14 protein-coding genes are annotated in these 15,942 nt (G+C 72.9%); 8 read left to right on the forward strand and 6 right to left on the reverse strand.

Annotated elements, in window-relative coordinates; all coding sequences use genetic code 11:
- Nucleotides 1-13 precede the first annotated feature (13 nt).
- Entirely contained in the window at nucleotides 14-964 is a 951-nt protein-coding gene (locus CHR28_RS21585) for a hypothetical protein (RefSeq protein ID WP_094055325.1), read from the reverse strand.
- Nucleotides 965-1,330: 366 nt separating this feature from the next.
- On the opposite strand from CHR28_RS21585, the gene CHR28_RS21590 reads away from it, so the two are divergent.
- Genes CHR28_RS21590 through CHR28_RS21605 form a run of 4 tightly spaced genes read left to right on the forward strand, consistent with a single transcriptional unit; the run spans nucleotide 1,331 to nucleotide 3,557 of the window.
- A complete protein-coding gene (locus CHR28_RS21590) occupies nucleotides 1,331-2,236 on the forward strand; it encodes a DMT family transporter (protein WP_094055326.1) in 906 nt (301 codons plus the stop codon).
- A 46-nt stretch (nucleotides 2,237-2,282) separates the two neighbouring features.
- Nucleotides 2,283-2,810 carry an NUDIX hydrolase gene (locus tag CHR28_RS21595; RefSeq protein WP_094055327.1) on the forward strand — a complete coding sequence of 176 codons (528 nt, stop codon included), beginning with the start codon at nucleotides 2,283-2,285 and terminating at the stop codon, nucleotides 2,808-2,810.
- Nucleotides 2,811-2,835: 25 nt separating this feature from the next.
- On the forward strand, nucleotides 2,836-3,228 hold the full coding sequence (locus CHR28_RS21600; protein ID WP_094055328.1) for a YidH family protein: 393 nt from the start codon (nucleotides 2,836-2,838) through the stop codon (nucleotides 3,226-3,228).
- Nucleotides 3,216-3,557 carry a DUF202 domain-containing protein gene (locus tag CHR28_RS21605; protein ID WP_094055329.1) on the forward strand — a complete coding sequence of 114 codons (342 nt, stop codon included), beginning with the start codon at nucleotides 3,216-3,218 and terminating at the stop codon, nucleotides 3,555-3,557. The genes CHR28_RS21600 and CHR28_RS21605 overlap by 13 nt, the downstream gene beginning before the upstream one ends.
- A gap of 70 nt (nucleotides 3,558-3,627) precedes the next feature.
- Here the strand turns inward: CHR28_RS21605 and CHR28_RS21610 are convergent, their stop codons facing one another.
- Nucleotides 3,628-4,572: an NADP-dependent oxidoreductase gene (locus CHR28_RS21610; RefSeq protein WP_094055330.1), complete on the reverse strand. Its 945-nt coding sequence runs from the start codon at nucleotides 4,570-4,572 to the stop codon at nucleotides 3,628-3,630.
- A 199-nt stretch (nucleotides 4,573-4,771) separates the two neighbouring features.
- Between CHR28_RS21610 and CHR28_RS21615 the strand changes: the two genes are divergently transcribed.
- On the forward strand, nucleotides 4,772-5,806 hold the full coding sequence (locus CHR28_RS21615; RefSeq protein WP_094055331.1) for a phosphotransferase family protein: 1,035 nt from the start codon (nucleotides 4,772-4,774) through the stop codon (nucleotides 5,804-5,806).
- Nucleotides 5,807-5,811: 5 nt separating this feature from the next.
- A complete protein-coding gene (locus CHR28_RS21620; protein WP_094055332.1) occupies nucleotides 5,812-7,026 on the forward strand; it encodes an acyl-CoA dehydrogenase in 1,215 nt (404 codons plus the stop codon).
- Nucleotides 7,027-7,090: 64 nt separating this feature from the next.
- Here CHR28_RS21620 and CHR28_RS21625 read toward each other — a convergent pair whose 3' ends face one another.
- From CHR28_RS21625 to CHR28_RS21635, 3 genes are read right to left on the reverse strand one after another with little or no spacing between them, the layout of a single operon-like run.
- Nucleotides 7,091-7,684, reverse strand: coding sequence for a TetR/AcrR family transcriptional regulator (locus tag CHR28_RS21625; RefSeq protein WP_094055333.1), 594 nt, complete (start codon nucleotides 7,682-7,684; stop codon nucleotides 7,091-7,093).
- Between the two features lie 28 nt (nucleotides 7,685-7,712).
- Nucleotides 7,713-9,377, reverse strand: a complete 1,665-nt coding sequence (locus tag CHR28_RS21630; protein WP_094055334.1) for a class I adenylate-forming enzyme family protein — start codon at nucleotides 9,375-9,377, stop codon at nucleotides 7,713-7,715.
- The gene (locus CHR28_RS21635) at nucleotides 9,374-10,147 is read right to left on the reverse strand and encodes an SDR family oxidoreductase (RefSeq protein ID WP_094055335.1); all 774 of its coding nucleotides are present in this window, start codon (nucleotides 10,145-10,147) and stop codon (nucleotides 9,374-9,376) included. The genes CHR28_RS21630 and CHR28_RS21635 overlap by 4 nt, the downstream gene beginning before the upstream one ends.
- 149 nt (nucleotides 10,148-10,296) lie before the next feature.
- Between CHR28_RS21635 and CHR28_RS21640 the strand changes: the two genes are divergently transcribed.
- Nucleotides 10,297-11,532 (forward strand): exo-beta-N-acetylmuramidase NamZ family protein, encoded by a 1,236-nt coding sequence (locus CHR28_RS21640; RefSeq protein ID WP_094055336.1) that lies wholly within the window; start codon nucleotides 10,297-10,299, stop codon nucleotides 11,530-11,532.
- 123 nt (nucleotides 11,533-11,655) lie between these two features.
- On the forward strand, nucleotides 11,656-12,972 hold the full coding sequence (locus tag CHR28_RS21645; RefSeq protein WP_094055337.1) for a serine-threonine protein kinase: 1,317 nt from the start codon (nucleotides 11,656-11,658) through the stop codon (nucleotides 12,970-12,972).
- Nucleotides 12,973-13,011: 39 nt separating this feature from the next.
- On the opposite strand, the gene CHR28_RS21650 is transcribed toward CHR28_RS21645, so the two are convergent.
- Nucleotides 13,012-15,810, reverse strand: coding sequence for a penicillin acylase family protein (locus tag CHR28_RS21650; protein WP_094055338.1), 2,799 nt, complete (start codon nucleotides 15,808-15,810; stop codon nucleotides 13,012-13,014).
- Between the last annotated feature and the right edge of the window lie 132 nt (nucleotides 15,811-15,942).

Below are 15,942 nucleotides of genomic sequence, written 5' to 3' on the forward strand. Positions count from 1 at the left end.
GGGATACGGGGGGTCAAGCCGTGCCGAGCGCGCCGGCGCGGGCGGCGGCGAAGGCGGTGTGCGGGTCGCGGTCCGGGTACGACCAGGGCGCCGGGGTGGCGTGGGGGCCGATCCGGTGGAACAGGGCGGCGGCCTCGGCGCCCCGCCCCTCGCAGAACTTGGCGTGGGCCAGGAAGTTCAGGTCGACCAGCCGCCGCGGATGGCCCTCCAGCTCCCACTCCAGCCACCAGTCGAAGGCGGCCTTCATCACCTGCCGGGCGCGGCGGCCGGTCCAGTGGCCGGAGGCGGCCGGGTCGGGGGACGCGTGCCCGGCGGCGGCCAGCGCGCGGTAGCGCTCGGCGTGGGCGATGACCGGCAGGATCGCGAGCGGGGAGTCGGCGGGAGCCTGCTCGGAGGCCCAGCCGGCGAAGTCGTAGACCTCGTGCAGGGGGTCGGGGCCGGCCTCCGTGCGGCGGCCGGCGAGGCGGGCGACCATCAGGTGGTGGGCGTGGTGGTGGTCGGCGTACCGGGCGCGGACCTGCTCGAAGGTCCGCACGGCGTCCTGGTCGGTGCCGACCGCGCACTCCAGCATGAGCAGCCCGAGCCAGGGCGTGGGATCGGCGGGGTGGCGGCCGGCGGCCTCCTGGCAGGCCTCACGGGCGCGGGCGGGTTTGCCCTTGCCGTGCACGGCGCGCCGGACCTGGGCCACGGCGAGCAGCACCGAGGCGTCGGCGGACTCCGGTTCGGCGAGCAGCCACTCCCGGGCCCACGCGGCCGTGTGGGACTCGGCGGCCAGGACCGTGACGCGGTGGCCGCGGCGGTCCCAGTCGTCTCCGGTGTGGACCAGCAGGGAACGGGCGTTCTGCCAGCGGCCCTGTGCCAGGGCGGCGCGCGCGGTCACCAGATCGGCGTCGTCGAGGGCCTCGTCGAAGGCCTGCGCCGCACGTCTGCGGCCACGGCCGAGGGGAGGCGGGGGTGGGGACACCGCGGGACTTCCTCACGCGCTCTTCTTGTGTTTCGGCTCACGGTGGTCACCGGTGCGCGGGGTGTGCGCACCGCCATGAACTGATCACCCACAGCCAACCCCGCGCCAACGCTTGCCGTCAAGACCCGCCGTCGCGTTACACGCGTCAACTCACGTGGCTCATGGGGTCCTTGTGATCAAAGAGTCCGCTGGTGACGAGGTGACCGGCGGACGATTTATCCGTTTCGCCCTTTGTGACGTACGTCATAGCGCGGGCGGGCAGCGGCCCCCACGATGGGCAGGACGTACGGGCGCGCCGGGCTGAGCCGGCCGGTACAGTCGGCCCCTACGCCATCGTGACCCGACCTGACGATCGAGGTACACCGCGTGTCGGTTCTTGTCCTGGCGCTCGCTCTCGGCGCCGCCTGCTGTCTGGGCTTCGGTTTCGTCCTGCAGCAGAACGCGGCCCAGCGGGCCCCGCTCAGCGACTTCCTCTCCTTCCGCCTGCTGCTCGACCTGGTCAACGTGCCCCGCTGGCTCGGCGGCATCGCACTGATGGTGGTCGGCATGGGTCTGGGCGCCGCCGCCCTCGGGCAGGGCGAGCTGTCGCTGGTGGAGCCGCTGCTGGCCACGAACCTGCTCTTCGCGCTCGCGCTCTCCCGCAAGCAGTCCGGGCAGCCGCTGGGCCGCCAGGGCTGGGCCGGTCTGCTGCTGCTCGCGGGCGGCGTGACGGCGTTCATCGTGGCGGGGCAGCCCGAGGGCGGCACCGCGACCGCCGATCCGGTACGGCAGTGGCTGATCATCGGCGTGATGATCGGGCTCGCCCTGCTCCTCACCGCACGCGGCCGGCGCTCAAGGCTGGGCTCGGGTCCGGTGCTGCTGGCCCTGGCCGCCGGGCTGCTGTACGGGGTGCAGGACGCGCTGACCCGGGTGAGCGGGCAGAAGGCCGCCGAGGGCGGCCTGGCCGAACTGCTGACCGGCTGGCAGCCCTACGCGGTCCTGGCGCTCGGCGTGACCGGGCTGGTGCTCGTGCAGAGCGCCTTCGAGACGGCGTCCCTGCGCAAGTCGCTGCCCGCGCTGACCGCGGCCCAGCCGCTCGCCGGGATCATCTGCGGCGTCGGGTTCCTGGGCGACCGGCTGCGCACCGACGCGGTGGCGCTGACCTGGGAGGCCGGTGGTCTCGCGGCCGTGGTCGCGGGCATCGTGCTGCTGGGGCTGCACCCGGCGATGCCGACGGGGTCGGCGGCGCAGCGCGCCGTCCCCACACCGGCTGTGAGCCCGGCCTCGCCCTGAGCGGCCCCGCCCCGGTTCCCCGTCCGGCCCCTGCTTGGATGAGGGTATGAGCGCTGCTGACGAGATCCTCGACATCGTCGACGAGCACGACCGGGTCGTCGGGCAGTCCGCCCGCGGCGAGGCCTACGCCCGGGGCCTGCGCCACCGCTGCGTGTTCGTCCAGGCCAGGGACGCCGAGGGCCGGATCTTCGTGCACCGGCGGACCCCGACCAAGCTGGTCTTCCCCTCCCTGCACGACATGTTCGTCGGCGGAGTCGTCGGCGCGGGCGAGTCCTACGACACGGCCGCCCTGCGCGAGGCCGAGGAGGAGCTCGGCGTCACCGGCCTGCCGGACCCGCGCTTCCTCTTCAAGTTCCGCTACGACGACGGCCCCGGCCGCAGCTGGTGGTCGGCGGTGTACGAGGTTCGTTGCGAGCTGCCCGTACGGCCGCAGGCCGAGGAGGTCGCCTGGCACGCCTTCCTGCCCGAGGACGAGGTGGAGCGGCGCCTTGCCGACTGGGAGTGGGTGCCGGACGGGCTCGCGGCGTACGAACGGCTCAGGGCGTTCCGGGCGACGGGCCGGCACGGCGGGTGAGGGCGCCCCGGGTAGGGTCGCGCACGTGATCGAGTTCGTACGGAACGTCCGGTTGTGGTTCGCGCCCGCCGAGGTGCGGCGGGACGGCGAGACGCCCGACTACCGGTTCTCGCTGGCGAACGAACGCACCTTCCTCGCCTGGCTGCGCACCGCGCTCGCGCTGATCGGCGGCGGCTTCGCCGTGGACCAGTTCCTGCCGGACCTGCGCTGGGGCTGGCGGGTCGGGCTGGCGCTCGCGCTGCTCGCCGCGGGCGTGCTGTGCTCGCTGCGGGCGGTCAACCACTGGGTGCGCTGCGAGCGGGCCATGCGCCGGGGCGAGGACCTGCCGGTGTCGCGGTTCCCCGCGCTGCTGAGCCTCGTCGTGGCGGTCGTGGCCGTCGCCATGGTCGTCGTCGTGCTCGTGGGATGGGAAGGGTGAGCCCGCCGGCGGTCCGGCGGGATCCCGACCGCGATCCCGGGCTGCAGCCGGAGCGGACCCGGCTCGCGTGGCGGCGCACGACGCTGTCCGGCACGGTCGTCGCCGTGCTCGCCGTGAAGACCACGCTGCACGGCGGGGTGTCGGCGGCCGGGATCGTGGCGTGCGCGCTGTGCTGCGTGCTCTGGCTGGGAGTCCTCGGCCTCGCCCACCGCCGGATCCGCGCGCTCGCGGCGACGCCCGGTCCCGTGGCGTTCGCGCCCCGGCACGCCGCGGCCGCGGTGCTGTGCACGGTGGCGATGGCGGTCTGCGGAGCGGCCCTCGTCCTCTAGGACGGCCCCGCCTCCAGGACGGCCCTCATCCTCCAGGGCGGCCCCTCGTCCTCCAGGACGCCGCGCTCTCCTACTCGCCCTCGCTCTCCCAGTCCACCGTGACGACGATCTTGCCGCGGGTGCGGCCCTCCTGGTTCAGCCGGTGCGCGTCCGCCGCCCGCTCCAGCGGGAACGTCTCGTCGACGTGCACGCTCACCACGCCCTGCTCCGCCAGTTCGGACAGCCGGCGCAGATCCTCGGCGTCGGGGCGGACGAAGTAGTAGCGGCCGCCGTAGGTCACCACCTCGTTGTCGGCGATGGACACCAGCCGGCCCTCGGGGGCCAGCAGGTTCGCGGAGACCTTCAGCGCGTCGCCGCCGACCGTGTCGAAGACCGCGTCCACACCCTCGGGCGCCAGCCCCCGCACCCGCTCCCCCAGACCCTCGCCGTACGTCACCGGCTCCCCGCCCAGGCTCCGCACGAAGTCGTGGTTCGGCTCGCTCGCCGTCCCGATCACCCGCGCCCCGAGGTGGAGAGCGAGCTGCACGGCGACCGAGCCGACGCCGCCGGCCGCGGCGTGCACCAGGACGGTCTCGCCCCGCTTCACCTCCAGCACCTTGCGCAGCACCTGGTAGGCGGTGAGCCCGACCAGGGGCAGTCCGGCCGCCTCCTCCCAGGTGAGGTTGCGCGGCTTGGGCGCTAGGGTGCGCAGCGGCGCGGCCACGTACTCGGCGAAGGTGCCGCGGGAGAGGAAGTCCTCCCGGACGTAGCCGATGACCTCGTCGCCGACGTCGAACTCCGAGACGGCCACCCCGGGCCGCACGACGACGCCCGCGACGTCCCAGCCGGGCACCACGGGGAAGACGGGGGCGAGGATCCCGGCCAGGTAGCCCTCGCGCGCCTTCCAGTCGACGGGGTTCACGGCCGCCGCCCGCACCTTCACCAGCACCGCGTCCGGGCCGACCACCGGGTCGCGCACCTCCCCGAACGCCAGCACCTCGGGTCCGCCGTACCGTGAGTAGCTGATCGCCTTCATGGGTCCGACCCTCAAGGCCCGGCGGGCGGCGCGCAAGCCGGATGGCCTGAACGAAGCGGCTGAAAAGCGCCCGGAGCCCCGTCGGGGTCCACCGTCGGCCTATCGTGGCTCCGATCACGTTTCGGCCCGGGTCTGGACGACATACCGACCGGTCGGCATCATGAGTCGGGAACTGTTCACCTGCCCGTAGGAGCGACGCATGAGCCCCGACCACCCGCCCGGACTCGATCTCGACCGGCTGCGCGGCCTGCTCGACCGGGAGCGTCCCGGCCTGGTCGACGGGCCGCTGTCCGGCCGGCTGATCGAGGGCGGACGGTCGAACCTCACCTACGCGGTGTCCGACGGTACCGCCCGCTGGGTCGTCCGGCGCCCGCCGCTCGGCCACGTCCTGGCCACCGCACACGACATGAAGCGCGAGCACCGGGTGATCAGCGCGCTGCACCCGACCGCCGTGCCGGTGCCGCGGCCGGTGCTGCTGTGCGAGGACGAGGAGGTGCTCGGAGCGCCGTTCTACGTCATGGAGTTCGTCGAGGGCACGCCCTACCGCACGGCCGACCAGCTCCTCCCGCTCGGGCCGGAGCGGACCCGGGGCGCGGTGCTGAACCTGGTCGACACACTGGTGGAGCTGCACGCGGTCGACCCGGCCGAGGTGGGTCTCGCCGACTTCGGGCGGCCCGAGGGCTTCCTGGACCGGCAGCTGCGGCGCTGGGGCAAGCAGCTGGACGCCTCCCGCAACCGCGACCTGGACGGCATCGACGAGCTGCACGCCGCGCTCGGACGGGACCTGCCCCGCTCCCCCGCCCCGGCCGTGGTGCACGGCGACTACCGGCTCGACAACGTGCTGATCGGCGAGGACGACTCGATCCGGGCGATCCTCGACTGGGAGATGTCGACCCTGGGCGACCCGCTCACCGACCTCGGTCTGCTGGTGATGTACAGCATGCCGCTCGGGATGCCCGAGTCGCCCGTCTCCACCACCGCCGAGGCGCCCGGCCACCCGGCGCCGTCCGAACTCATCGAGCGGTACGCCGCGCGCTCGGGGCGCGACGTCTCCGCGGTCTCCTGGTACACGGCCTTCGCCTGGTTCAAGCTCGCCGTGATCCTGGAGGGCATCCACTACCGCTACACGCTCGGCCAGACGGTCGGGCGCGGCTTCGACCGCATCGGCGACCTCGTGCCCGTCTTCGTCCGGCACGGACTGACCACGCTCAACGAAGGCCTCCAGGAGGGCTGATCCGTATGGACTTCGCTTTCGACGCGCGCACCGAAGAGCTGCGCGCCAAACTCCTCGCCTTCATGGACGAGCACGTGTACCCGGCCGAGGCCGTCGCGCACGAGCAGCGCGAGCGGCTCGCCTCCCCGTGGGAGAACGTGCCCGTGGTGGAGGAGCTGAAGGCCGAGGCGCGCAGGCAGGGCCTGTGGAACCTCTTCCTGCCGGACTCCGAGTACGGCGCCGGGCTGACGAACCTGCAGTACGCCCCGCTCGCGGAGATCATGGGCCGCTCGCCGCAGCTGGCGCCGACGGTGACCAACTGCGCGGCGCCCGACACCGGGAACATGGAGGTGCTCACCCAGTTCGGCGACGAGCAGCAGCGCAAGCAGTGGCTGGAGCCGCTGCTGGCCGGTGAGATCCGCTCGGCGTTCGCGATGACCGAGCCGGACGTGGCCTCCTCCGACGCCACGAACATCACGACCCACATCGAGCGGGACGGCGACGAGTACGTCATCACCGGCCGCAAGTGGTACATCTCCGGGGCCATGCACCCCGACTGCAAGATCTTCATCGTGATGGGCAAGACCGACCCGGACGGGGAGGACATCCGGCGCCAGCAGTCCATGGTGCTGGTGCCGCGTGACACCCCGGGCGTCACCATCACGCGGGCCATGCAGGTGTTCGGGTACGAGGACCACTACCACGGCGGGCACGCCGAGGTGATCTTCGACCACGCGCGCGTGCCGGTGTCGAACCTGATCGGCGAGGAGGGCGGCGGCTTCGCGATCGCGCAGGCGCGGCTCGGGCCCGGGCGGATCCACCACTGCATGCGGCTGATCGGCATGGCCGAGCGGGCGATCGAGCTGATGTGCCGGCGGGCGGTGTCCCGGAACGCCTTCGGGAAGGCGCTGGCGCAGCAGGGCGTGGTGCACAACTGGATCGCCGACGCGCGGGTGACGGTGGAGCAGCTGCGGCTGCTGGTGCTGAAGACGGCGTGGCTGATGGACACGGTGGGCAATCGCGGGGCGCACACCGAGATCCAGGCGATCAAGATCGCGACGCCCCGGGCGGTGGTGGAGATCCTCGACCGGGCGATCCAGCTGCACGGGGCGGGCGGCGTGAGCCAGGACTTCCCGCTGGCGGAGCTGTACGCGGGGGCGCGGACGCTGATGATCGCGGACGGGCCGGACGAGGTGCACCAGCGCTCGCTGGCCCGGCGGGAGCTGAAGCGGTACGTGTGAGGGGCGGGTTCAGGGGGCGCCCCCGGGCTGCCCCCTGAACCTCCAACCGGCCGCGGACGGGCGGTTACGGGCGCAGGGCTCTGACCAGCAGGTCGGCCAGGTGGTCGGCGACCTCCTGGGGGCTGAGCGGGCCGTCCGGGCGGTACCAGGTCGACAGGTGGTGGACGGAGCCGAAGTGGTAGTCCACGACCAGGTCCGCCGGGGTCGCCTTGGAGAAGACGCCCGTCTGCTGGCCCTCCTCGATCAGCGCGCGGAAGCGTTCGTGATAGCGGCGGCGCTCCGCGCGCACCTGCTTGTTCTTCTCCGGGCTCAGGTGGTGCATCGACCGCCAGAAGATCATCGCGTCGTCGAGGTTGTCGATCGTCGTCACCACGACGTCCGCCGCCGCGGCCCGCAGCCGCTTCTCGACCGGCTCGTCCGCGCCCGCCACCGCGTCGAGACGCTCCTGCTGGATGCGCAGCACGCGCGCGTACACCTCGTGCAGCAGGTCGTCCTTCGAGCCGAAGTAGTGGTACAGCGCCCCTTTGGTGACACCGGCCGCCTCGACGATCTCCTGCACCGAGGTGCGGTCGTAGCCCTGCTCCGCGAAGAGCCGGGTGGCGGCGGCCAGGAGCCGCTGAGGGACGGGAGCGCCGTCCGGGTCCGTGGTCCTGGGCACTGCCGCCACCTGCCTTTCCGTACTGCTGTCAGTTGTCTTGCGTCCGGGAACGGAGCTCCCGACGGAGGATCTTCCCACTGGCCGTCTTCGGCAAGTCCGGCAGGATCTCCACCTGGCGCGGGTACTTGTAGGCGGCCAGTCTCTCCTTGCAGTGGGCGGCGAGCGCATCCGGGTCCGTCTCGGCGCCCGGGCGCAGGCTGATGTACGCCTTGACGGTCTCCCCTCGGTACCCGTCGGGCACGCCCACCACGGCGGCTTCCCGCACCGCCGGGTGCGTGTAGAGCACGTCCTCCACCTCGCGCGGCCACACCTTGAAGCCGGACGCGTTGATCATGTCCTTCTTGCGGTCGACGACGTACAGCCAGCCCTGCTCGTCCATGAAGCCGATGTCGCCGGTGCGCAGTTCGGCCCCGGGGAAGGTCTCGGCGGTGGCGTCGGGACGGCGCCAGTAGCCGGGCACGACCTGCGGACCGCTCACGACGATCTCGCCCTGCTCGCCGAAGGGCACCTCCTCGCCGGTCTCGTCGACGATCCGGACGACCGTGTCGGGGCCGGGCAGGCCCACCGCGAGGGTGCCGGAGGCCGGGTCGACGGGCGCCTCCAGACCGGGCGGCACGGAGGCGCAGGGCGCGGTGCACTCGGTCAGTCCGTAGCCGTTGCGGATGTACGGGCCGAAGCCCGCCCGGAACTTCTCCACCAGGGCCGGGGGCAGCGGGGCGCCGCCGGAGGAGATCACCCGGAAGGAGGAGAAGTGGTCCCGGGTGACGTCGGGGTGCGCGGCCAGGGCCATGAAGGCCGTGGACGGGCCGACGGTGTAGTGCGGCCGGTGCTCGGCGAAGGCGTCGAGCACGGCACCGGCCTCGAAGCGGTAGGCCAGCACGAGCGTGCCCCCGCTGTTCAGGCAGGCGCCGAACTGGCAGACCATGCCGGTGATGTGGAACAGCGGCGCCAGCGCGAAGTAGACCGGCCGCTCGGGCAGGCCGAGGCCCGTCCGCTGCCGCTCGGCGTTGTACATGATGTTGCGGTGCGTGTTGGTGGCGCCCTTGGGCGTGCCGCTGGTGCCCGAGGTGTAGCTGATCAGCGCGATGCCGGCCGGGTCGGGGTCGCGGTCCTCCGGCGCCGGGTGCCCGGCCCGCGCCACTGCCACCAGGTCGTCGGCGTCCGGGGCCTGCGGCAGCCGCTCGAAGGTCAGCACGCGCGCGTCGCCCCGGGTCTGGAAGTCCAGCTCGCAGGCGGTGAGCACGATCCGCACCGGCGAGTCGGCCGCCGTCTCGCGCAGGTACGACTCCCAGGCCCGGTCCGAGCAGATCAGCGCGGCCACCTCGCCGTCCCGCAGGACGTGGGCCACCTCGCCCGACTTGTACATCGGGTTGACGGGTACGACGACCGCGCCGGCCTTCCAGGCGCCGAGCACGGCGAACACGAAGTGCGGGGAGTTCTGCAGCAGCACCGCGACCCGGTCGCCGCGTTCCAGCCCGCGTGCGGCCAGGTGCCCGGCGACGGAGTCGCTGAGCTCGTCGACGTCCCGGTAGGTGAGCCGGCCGTCGAAGTAGGCCAGGAAGCCGGCGTCCGGCGTCTCGGCCGCCACCCGGCGCAGGGCGTGCACCAGGGAGCCGTCGGGGTCGACCGGGCCCTTCTGCGCGTCGCTGAGCAGGGCGAGCCAGGGCTTGGCGGCGTAGCGGGACCCGGTCACCGGTTGGCCTCCCACTGCTGCTGGATGCGGTTCATGCCGGACAGCCACCGGTCGGGCTCACCGGCCCGGGCCTGATAGTAGGCGGCGACCTCGGGGTGCGGCAGGATCAGGAAGCGGTCCTCCTCGATCCCCTGGAACAGGGCGTCCGCGACGTCCTCCGGCTCGATCGCGGTCGGCTGCAGCACCAGGTCGCCGGCGCTGCCGGTCGCGGCCAGCATGTCGGTGCGCACGCCCTGCGGGCAGATGGCGTGCACCTTCACGCCCCGGTGCCGGTAGGTCAGCGACAGCCACTCGGCGAAGGCGAGGGCGCCGTGCTTGGTGACGGCGTAGGGCGCGGCCCCGATCATGGTGAGCAGTCCGGCGGCGGAGACGGTGGAGACGAACCGTCCGCTGCCGCGCTCCAGCCAGTGGGGCAGCAGGGCGTGGGCGGCCCGGACGTGCGCCATGACGTTCACGTCCCAGGAGGCGGCCCAGGCCGTCTCGTCCAGCGGATCGTCCGCGCCGCCGCCCCCGAAGGCGACACCGGCGTTGGCGCAGTAGACGTCCACGGTCCCGTCGAGCGCGTCCCGGGCGTCGGCCACGATCGCCGAGGCGTCGCCGGCGACGGCGATGCCGCCGATCTCCTCCGCGACGCGCTTGGCGCGCTCGGCGTCCAGGTCGTTGACGACGACCCGGGCCCCTTCGGCGGCGAACCGCCGGGCGAGCGCGGCTCCGATCCCGCCCCCGGCTCCCGTGACAACGACGCCCGACCCCTGAAAGGCTCCCACCATCGGTCTCCTTAAGACGCGGCTCAGCAACAGGCCCAGACTAACCGGTCGGTATGTTTCAAGGAAGGGGGTCGCGCAGCACCCTACGGGCGCGAGGAACTGCGCGACCAGCCACGACGAACCGGAAGAAAACGGATCACGGAGGCCCCTGCATGCGCCCTTCCAGACGAGCCGTCCTCACGGCAGCCACTACGGCCGCCGTCTCGACCGCGCCCGCCGCCGCCGCGGCACCGCCCCGCCACCGGCTGCGCACCGGCTTCGAACGACTCGCCCGTGACGGCTACGCCCTGCTCCAGGGCCGGAAGGTCGGTGTCGTCACCAACCCCACGGGCATCACCCGCGATGCCCGCCACATCGTCGACGTGATGCACGCGGACGACCGCGTCGACCTCACCGCGGTCTTCGGCCCCGAGCACGGCTTCCGCGGCACCGCCCAGGCCGGCGGCTCCGAGGGCCGCCACGACGACCCGGCCACCGGACTGCCCGTGTACGACACCTACCTCAAGAGCGGCCGCCCGCTCGCGGACATCTTCACCGCCTCCGGCGTCGACACGGTCGTCTTCGACATCCAGGACGTCGGCGCGCGCTTCTACACGTACATCTGGACCCTGTACGACTGCATGGAGGCGGCGCAGCTCGCGGGCAAGCGGTTCGTGGTCCTGGACCGGCCCAACCCGGTGACCGGCCGGGCGGCCCTCGGGCCCGTCCTGCACAGGGAGTTCGCGACGTTCGTCGGACGGCAGCCCGTTTCCCAGGCCCACGGCATGACCGTCGCGGAGCTGGCGCTGCTGTTCAACGGGGAGTTCCTGACCGAGCCCGTGCCGCTGGAGACCGTGACGATGTCGGGCTGGCGGCGCTCGGACTTCTACGACGCCTCCGGGCTGCCCTGGGTGCCGCCGAGCCCCAACATGCCGACGCCGGAGACGGCCCTGGTCTACTCCGGGACGTGCCTGTTCGAGGGCACCAACCTGTCGGAGGGGCGCGGCACCACCCGGCCGTTCGAGCTGCTCGGCGCGGAGGGGATCGACCGGCGCTGGGCCGCCGCGGCCGAGGAACTCGGCCTGCCCGGCGTCCACTTCAGGGAGGCGTACTTCGCGCCCACGTTCTCCAAGTTCCAGGGGAAGACCGTTGGCGGGGTGCAGCTGCATGTGCACGACCGGGCGGCCTTCGACCCGGTGCGCACCGGGATCGGGCTGCTGGTCACCGCCAAGCGGGTCTGGAGCGGCTTCGCCTGGCGCCCGGACCACTGGATCGACAAACTCACCGGCAGCGCGCGCGTGCGCACGATGATCGACGCGGGCGCGGACACCGACGAGGTGGTCGCCGGGTGGCAGGAGGAGCTCGCCGCGTTCCGCAGGACCCGGCGGACGTACCTCCGCTACCACTGAGCGCGCGGCCCGTCGCCGCGACGGGCCCGCGACGGATGGGCCCGTGACGTCTGGCCAATCCCGCCCGTTGGCAGGACGATGCGCCCACATCGCGGCGTCACCCGGGGGACGAGGGGGCCTGTCATGGCGGATCCGGCGACGAGTGTGACTCCCTACTGGGAGCTGACGTTCGACGCGGACGGGGACCCGCAGGGCCGTGCGCGCGACCGGCTGCTCGCCGGGGTGCGCGAGCGGAAGGTGCGCGACCTGATCGTCTTCGCGCACGGCTGGAACAACGACCGCTCGGGCGCGACGCGCCTCTACGACCGCTTCCTCGCGCCCGTCCCCCGGCTGGCCCCGGCGGCCCGGATCGGGTACGCCGGGGTGCTGTGGCCGGCGATGCGGTTCTCCGACGAGCCGATCCCGGACTTCCCGCGGGCCGTCGCGGCCGGGGCGCCCCAGCGTCCGGTCCTGGACAAGGACACCCGGCACGCGCTGCTGGAGACCTTCCCGGGCCGGGCGATCCTGGTCGAGCAGATCGCCCGGCTGCTGGAGCAGCAGCCGCCCGAGGAGGCCGAACTGGAGGAGTTCGGGCGGCTGGTGCGGCTGCTGGTGGAGGTGGTGGCGCCCGGGCCGCAGGAGCTGTTCGCCGCCGACACCGTGGCGGAAGGGGTGCCGCAGAGCGAGCCGGAGATGTTCGCCGGTTCCTCGGCCGCGGCCTGTGCGGAGTTCGCCCGGGCGCTGGCGGATCCCGGGTCCGGTGGACAGCGGCGGGACCTGCGGATCCCGAACCCCTGGGACGGCGCCCACGAACTCCTGCGGCAGGCCACGTACTACGCGATGAAGCGGCGCGCGGGCACGGTCGGTGAGCGCGGCCTGGGCCGGGTCGTCGGGCAGCTCGCCGAGACGGCGCCGGGGGTGCGCGTGCACCTCGTGGGCCACAGCTTCGGCGCGCGGCTGGTGTCGTTCGCGCTGCGCGGACTGCCCGAGGGCGTGCGCACGGTGAAGTCGGTGACGCTGCTCCAAGGGGCCTTCTCGCACTACGCGTTCGCGGCCCGGCTGCCGCACGACCCCCGGGCCGGAGGGGTGCTCCAGGGGCAGCAGAACCGCGTCGACGGGCCCCTGGTGTGCTGCCACTCGCGGCACGACACGGCCCTGGGCACGATGTACCCGCTGGCCTCCCGTATGGCCGGCGACAGCCGGTCGGTCGCCGGCTCGGCCGTCCGGCGGGCCCTGGGCGCCAAGTGGGGCGCGATGGGGTACGGCGGGATCGCGGCCGTGCCGGGCACGCGCGCGTACACCCTCGCCGAGGCCCTGCGGGCGGGACTGCCCGCCTCGGGATGCGTGAACGTCGACGCGTCGGCGGTGGTCCGGCGGGGCGGCCCGCCGGCCGGCGCGCACAGCGACATCCTGCACGAGGAGCTGGCCCGGCTGGTCCTGGCGGCGGGCCGCGTCCGCTGACCCGCCGCCGGACCGTACGTCACCCCGTGCCCGGTGTGCTCACCGGTGCGAGGTGAACTCCACGACCTGCTGGTAGGTCGGCCGGTTCTGCCAGCTGATCGGGCCGTGCTTGATGCCGCCGAGGGTGCGGTGGTTGATCGAGTCGGCGCACCACTGGTCGCCCGCCGCGCACACGTCGTCGCCCGGGTAGACCTGGGCCATGGTCGTCCCGGCCGCCTCCTTCAGTGTGCGCACGAGGGTGTCGCGGCAGGCCCCGAGACTGCCGTCGCCGCAGTACGCGCGGGCCAGCGGGCCCTTCACCGGTTCGCCGAGGACGGCCCGGAGGTCCTTGTCGACGTAGCTCCACCAGCCGTACTGGAACGAACTCCCGGCGTGCGCGCCGGTCGGGCCGTGCGCGGCCGACGGTGACTCGTCCACGGGCAGGTTGGCGGTCATGGCCCGGTACAGCTCACTGCCGAGGCCCGGTTCGAACTCGGCCCTGACCAGCAGCGGCCACCAGGCGTCCAGAATGCGGATCGCGTCGGCGTCGGCGTACCTGCGTGAGCCGGCGGAGGTCTCGGTGCGCTTGCCCCCGGCGGCCACCCAGGCCTGCAGCTTGCTCACGGCGGCCGCCGCGGCGGGGTCGGTGACCGGCGCACCGGTGACGACCTTCAGCAGCCTCGGAAGGACGTCCTCGGCGCGCAGGTCGGCGAGCCCGGCGTCCGCCATGGCCTTCACCAGCGAGGCCCGGGTCACCCCGCCCTGCCGGACCAGCTCGCGCACCCGGTCGTCCAGGAGGTTGCCCCGGTGCACGGAGCCGTTGCCCCAGGGCGCGGTGGTGTAGCCCTTGGCCTGCTTGTTGTTCCAGGAGACGTAGTAGTCCTGGTCCACGGAGTGCGGATGCGCGGAGGGCGGGGTGTAGTCGGCGGTGTTGGCCGCCGGGTCCCAGCCGCGCCACTCGTACGCGGGCCGCGCCCACACCGGGAACTCGGCGTCCACGCCGCCGGCGCGGACCGGGTTGTCGCCGCTGTTGTAGTACGCGGTGTGCTCGGAGTCGGCGTAGAACCAGTTGAAGGTGTAGTTGATGTGCCGCACCGCCTCCTGGAAGTCCTCCGGGCCCTTGACGTGGTCCGGGTCGTTCAGCATCTGGAAGCCGATGATGGAGTCGGCCTCGTGCAGGAAGGACGAGCGCAGGGTGGTGTAGGCGACCTTCTTGCCGCCGACCGTGGCGCGGTACTCCACCGGCCCGTACTTCGTGCGCCACACGCGCATCGTGTAGGAACCGGCCGCGGTGCCGTCGGCGACCGTGGGCTTCCAGGCGTTCTTCTGCTCGACCTTCTCCATCGGGGTGCAGGTGCCGCGGTAGAGGTAGTGGTGGTCGTCCTGGCACAGTTCGACGGCGTACGTGTCGATGATGTCCTGGCCCGAGGTCGTGGCGCTCCACGCGTAGTCCTGGCCGCGGCCGAGTTCGACGTAGAAGCTCAGGCCGGCGAAGGAGGCGCCGCGGGCGCTGATGCCGGGGCCCTGGATCTCCTGGAGCAGCAGCAACTGCGGTGCGAAGTAGCCGGTCTGGGGGCCGAACACGGCGACGGGGTGCCCACTGGCGGTGTGCTTCCCGCTCACCACGAGGGCGTTGGACATGCCGCGCCGGGCGGAGGACAGGGCCGTCCTCGCCGCCGCGCCGGACGCGCCGGTGGCGGTGGGCGTCGTGGCGCTGCCGGTGCGGTCGTACACGAGCGGCTCCGCGCGCACCGAGCCGGCGTCGGGCAGGGCGGTGCCCTGCGGGGCGTCGGGCCGGGTGGCGTAGGGGAAGCTGCCGGTCTGCTGGGTGAGGACGGCCTCCGGGTCGTCGCGCATCCGGAAGGACTCCCAGACCCGGGTGCCCTCGGCGACGCCGTACTTCTCCTGGGCGGCCAGGAGGGAGATCGCGTTGTTGACCTCGCCGCCCCCGCCGGAGCCGAACAGGGCGCCGATGACCGAGGCGAGCGCCACCAGGTCGGTGATCTCGAAGTGCTCTATCTTCCCGGCGTTGGTGATTGAGTCCTTGTGCCCGGTGAGCACGTATTCACCGGGGAAGTAGCGGCCGCTGTCGGAGGCGTCGATGTAGGCGTTGATGCCGTCGAGGTAGGCCTTGGCGTCGGCGAGGGCCTGTCGGCCACGTTCGCCGTTCGTGGCCACGGCGTTGTCGATCTGCGCCTGCAGATCGGCCTCGGTGTACGGGGCGTGCCGCCAGAACTGCTGCTCCAGCCCCTGGTTGGAGGGCGCGCCGCCCGCGAAGGAGGTCAGCTGTCCCCGCCCGACGTGCCGGAAGACGTCCATGAGCCACAGACGGTCCTGGGCCGCCGCGTATCCGGCGCCGAACTCGGTGCCGTACCGCGTGGTGCCGGTGATGTGCGGCACCCCGGTCTTCTTGTCCCGGACGATCGTCACGTCTCCGCGCCCGGCGGGCTTGACGGTGGAGGCGACCTGGTCCGCCGGGACGCCGAAGGACGCGTCGTTGAAGAAGGTGTTGATCTTGTCGTTGGTGAGGCCCGGGTAGCCCTTGGCGAGGTTGCTGTAGGGCCCGAGCTGGTCCTCGGCGTGTTCGGGCTGGGTGCCGAAGGCCTGGTTGAGGAGGATCTGGGCCAGGGTGGCGTTGCCGTTCTGGCCGGGCGGGAGGATGTCCGAACACCGGTTCCCGCAGTGGTCGTTCACGGCGGCCGCTGCCTGCGGATTCGCCGTTCCCGCGGCGGCCGCGGGGGCGATCGGCGACAAAAGACCCGCGATCAGGGCGCATACCGATGCGGTCTTCAGGAACCCGTGGATTCCGCGGGGAGTTCTCAGTCTGTCGAGAACGGTGCGTGGGTGACGCCGTGGCATGGGGGCTCCTCCCGACGTGGGGTGGGCGGGATATTACCGCCGGTATCCCCGCCTTTGAAGGTGAACAAGCGTCACTTTCGGAAGTCAGTACAACAGGCACAGGGACCACGGCAGTCGACAAGCGAGCCTCGT

This window comes from Streptomyces sp. XY006 (assembly GCF_002237655.1).
GTDB lineage: Bacteria > Actinomycetota > Actinomycetes > Streptomycetales > Streptomycetaceae > Streptomyces > Streptomyces levis.

What these genes read in the sequence shown, in the direction of transcription:
- CHR28_RS21605 (WP_094055329.1), top strand. Translation starts at nt 3,216, where the DNA reads ATGGGAAGGGTGAGCCCGCCGGCGGTCCGGCGGGATCCCGACCGCGAT.
- CHR28_RS21620 (WP_094055332.1), top strand. Translation starts at nt 5,812, where the DNA reads ATGGACTTCGCTTTCGACGCGCGCACCGAAGAGCTGCGCGCCAAACTC.
- CHR28_RS21635 (WP_094055335.1), bottom strand. Translation starts at nt 10,147, where the DNA reads ATGGTGGGAGCCTTTCAGGGGTCGGGCGTCGTTGTCACGGGAGCCGGG.
- CHR28_RS21610 (WP_094055330.1), bottom strand. Translation starts at nt 4,572, where the DNA reads ATGAAGGCGATCAGCTACTCACGGTACGGCGGACCCGAGGTGCTGGCG.
- CHR28_RS21650 (WP_094055338.1), bottom strand. Translation starts at nt 15,810, where the DNA reads ATGCCACGGCGTCACCCACGCACCGTTCTCGACAGACTGAGAACTCCC.
- CHR28_RS21640 (WP_094055336.1), top strand. Translation starts at nt 10,297, where the DNA reads ATGCGCCCTTCCAGACGAGCCGTCCTCACGGCAGCCACTACGGCCGCC.
- CHR28_RS21615 (WP_094055331.1), top strand. Translation starts at nt 4,772, where the DNA reads ATGAGCCCCGACCACCCGCCCGGACTCGATCTCGACCGGCTGCGCGGC.
- CHR28_RS21645 (WP_094055337.1), top strand. Translation starts at nt 11,656, where the DNA reads ATGGCGGATCCGGCGACGAGTGTGACTCCCTACTGGGAGCTGACGTTC.
- CHR28_RS21595 (WP_094055327.1), top strand. Translation starts at nt 2,283, where the DNA reads ATGAGCGCTGCTGACGAGATCCTCGACATCGTCGACGAGCACGACCGG.